The sequence below is a fragment of the Mesorhizobium sp. M1E.F.Ca.ET.041.01.1.1 genome (assembly GCF_003997355.1).
GTDB lineage: Bacteria > Pseudomonadota > Alphaproteobacteria > Rhizobiales > Rhizobiaceae > Mesorhizobium.
In genome coordinates this window covers 1-2,704 of record NZ_RZSL01000706.1, presented here as the reverse complement: position 1 = coordinate 2,704, position 2,704 = coordinate 1, and the positions used below count along the sequence as shown (strand labels likewise).

2 protein-coding genes are annotated in these 2,704 nt (G+C 67.0%); both read right to left on the bottom strand.

From position 1 onward, the window contains the following. On the bottom strand, nt 1-1,237 hold a 1,237-nt coding region (gene ftsZ / locus EOA38_RS32905; protein ID WP_127301195.1), incomplete at its 3' end, for a cell division protein FtsZ. Nucleotides 1,238-1,304: 67 nt separating this feature from the next. Then, a complete protein-coding gene (gene ftsA, locus EOA38_RS32900) occupies nt 1,305-2,612 on the bottom strand; it encodes a cell division protein FtsA (RefSeq protein WP_126093092.1) in 1,308 nt (435 codons plus the stop codon). Nucleotides 2,613-2,704: the final 92 nt, after the last annotated feature.

Sequence of the window (2,704 nt, the reverse complement as noted above, 5' to 3'; positions counted from 1 at the left end):
GCACCACCGGCTGCGGCTGCGCCGGCGGGGCCTGGAAGATCTTGCTCTGCGGCCGGAAGTCGTCGACCGGCGCCGGGCGCGGCTGCGCCATCGCGGCGGCATTCGCCTCGGCAAGTTGGATCGCCTCGGCGACCGGATCGACCGCGCGCGGCTCGTAGACCGTCTGCTGTTGAACCGGCGCGGGACGGCTTTCCTGAACAGGCGCCGCGGGACGAGCGACCGGCTTCTGCGGCGCGCGGATCGAGATCGGCGCGGCAGCAATTTCGGCCGCCGACTTGTCGATGCCGGTGGCGACCACCGAGACGCGGATCACGCCTTCCAGTTCCTCGTCGAAGGTGGCGCCCAGGATGATGTTGGCGTCCTGGTCGACCTCCTCGCGGATGCGGGTCGCGGCTTCGTCCACCTCGAACAGGGTGAGGTCGCGGCCGCCGGTGATCGAGATCAGCAGGCCCTTGGCGCCCTTCATCGAGGTTTCGTCGAGCAGCGGGTTGGCGATCGCGGCTTCCGCGGCGGCCATCGCGCGGCCCTCGCCCGAAGCCTCCCCCGTGCCCATCATCGCCTTGCCCATCTCGCGCATCACCGAACGGACGTCGGCGAAGTCGAGGTTGATCAGGCCTTCCTTGACCATCAGGTCGGTGATGCAGGCAACGCCGGAGTAGAGCACCTGGTCGGCCATCGCAAAGGCATCGGCGAAGGTGGTCTTGTCATTGGCCAGCCGGAACAGGTTCTGGTTGGGGATGACGATCAGCGTATCGACGCATTTCTGCAGTTCCTCGATGCCCATGTCGGCCGTCTTCATGCGGCGCTGGCCTTCGAAATGGAACGGCTTGGTGACGACGCCGACGGTGAGGATGCCCTTCTCCCGTGCCGCGCGGGCAACGACCGGAGCAGCGCCCGTACCCGTGCCGCCGCCCATGCCGGCGGTGACGAAGCACATATGCGTGTTGGAGAGATGGTCGATGATCTCGTCGATGCATTCTTCCGCCGCGGCGCGGCCGACTTCCGGCTGCGAGCCGGCGCCGAGCCCTTCGGTGACATGCGCGCCAAGCTGGATCAGCCGCTCGGCCTTCGACATCGTCAGCGCTTGCGCGTCGGTGTTGGCCACCACGAACTCGACGCCGCGCAGGCCGGCGGTGATCATGTTGTTGACGGCATTGCCGCCGCCGCCGCCGACACCGAACACGGTGATGCGTGGCTTGAGCTCGGTGATGTCCGGCTTTTGCAGATTGATGGTCATTGTCTCCGTCCTTTGCCTTTCCCGCCGCCTCGCCGCTGCGGCCGCCTATGGGGCTGTCCCCGTCAAATTAAAAACTGTCTCTCAACCACTGACTCATGCGATGCAGTTTTCCGCCCGTTCCGGTCATCCTGAAACCGGAAAGTCCTTTCGCCGAATGGCTCTCGAAGCTCGCCATCTGCGGGTAGATCATAAGCCCGACCGGGGTCGAGAACGCCGGCCCCTTGGCCGCTTCCGGCAGACCCGCCACGCCGAGCGGGCGGCCGATGCGCACATTGCGCCCGAGGATGCGGCGCGCTGCCTCCGGCAGGCCCGCCAACTGGCTGGCGCCGCCGGTGAGAACGACACGCTTGCCGACGGCGTTGCCGTAGCCCGACTTGTTCAACCGGTCGCGCAACAGCTCCAGCGTCTCGTCGATGCGGGCGCGGATGATGCGCGTCATCACCGAGCGCGGGATCTGCAGCGGCAATTCGCCTTCCTCGCCGATCGGCTGGATGGAAACCAGGTCGCGGTCGTCGGCGCTGCCGGGCAGCGCCGAGCCGTGCATCACCTTCAGCCGTTCAGCCGCGTCGAGCGAAGTCGACAGGCCCTTGGCCATGTCGAGCGTCACATGGTTGCCACCGATGGCGATGGCGTCGCCATGCACGAACTTGCCTTCCGAGAACACGGAGATCGTCGTGGTGCCGCCGCCCATGTCGATGCAGGCAGCGCCCATTTCGAGCTCGTCGTCGACCAGGGCCGCGAGGCCGCTGGCATAGGGCGTCGCCACCATGCGCTCGACCGAAAGATGCGAGCGGTTGATGCAGAGCTCCAGATTGCGCATTGGCGCGGCGTCGCCGGTCAGCACATGCATGTCGACGCCGAGCGCGTCGCCGACCATGCCGCGCGGATCGCGCATGCCGCGTTCGACGTCGAGCGAGAAGCCGACGGGAAGCGAGTGGACCACCTCGCGCTCGGCACGCAGCGCCTGCTTGGCGCCGGCAGCGAGCACGCGCTTGATATCGGCTTCCTCGACCTGGTGGCCGCCGAGATTGATGGTTGCCGAGAAGGCTTCGCTCTTCAGCCGGCCGGCCGTCATGTTGACGATGAGGGAATCGACGGTGAGCCCCGCCATGCGCTCCGCCGCGTCGACGGCGAGGCGGATGGCATGCTCGGCGCGGTCGAGATCGACCACGACGCCAGACTTCACGCCTTGCGATTTCTGATGGCCGATGCCGATCACCTGGATGCGGTGCGAGCGTCCGCGCAGAAGCTTGCCGTCCTCGCGCGGCTTCAACTTCGCCACCACGCAGCAAACCTTGCTCGAGCCCACATCGAGCACCGTAAGCGTGCCCGACCGCCGCGAAGAAGCATCACCGCTGCCGCCAAGCCAGCTCATATCTTCGTCTCCGACTTGCGCTTGGTCTGGCTCTTCGGCTTTTCGCTGAGCGCGGCCTCGCGCTGCGTCGCCGCCTCTGGCGAGAGCTCCAC

Excerpts from the sequence above, each read along its gene's own strand:
- ftsA (WP_126093092.1), bottom strand. The coding sequence starts at position 2,612 with ATGAGCTGGCTTGGCGGCAGCGGTGATGCTTCTTCGCGGCGGTCGGGC.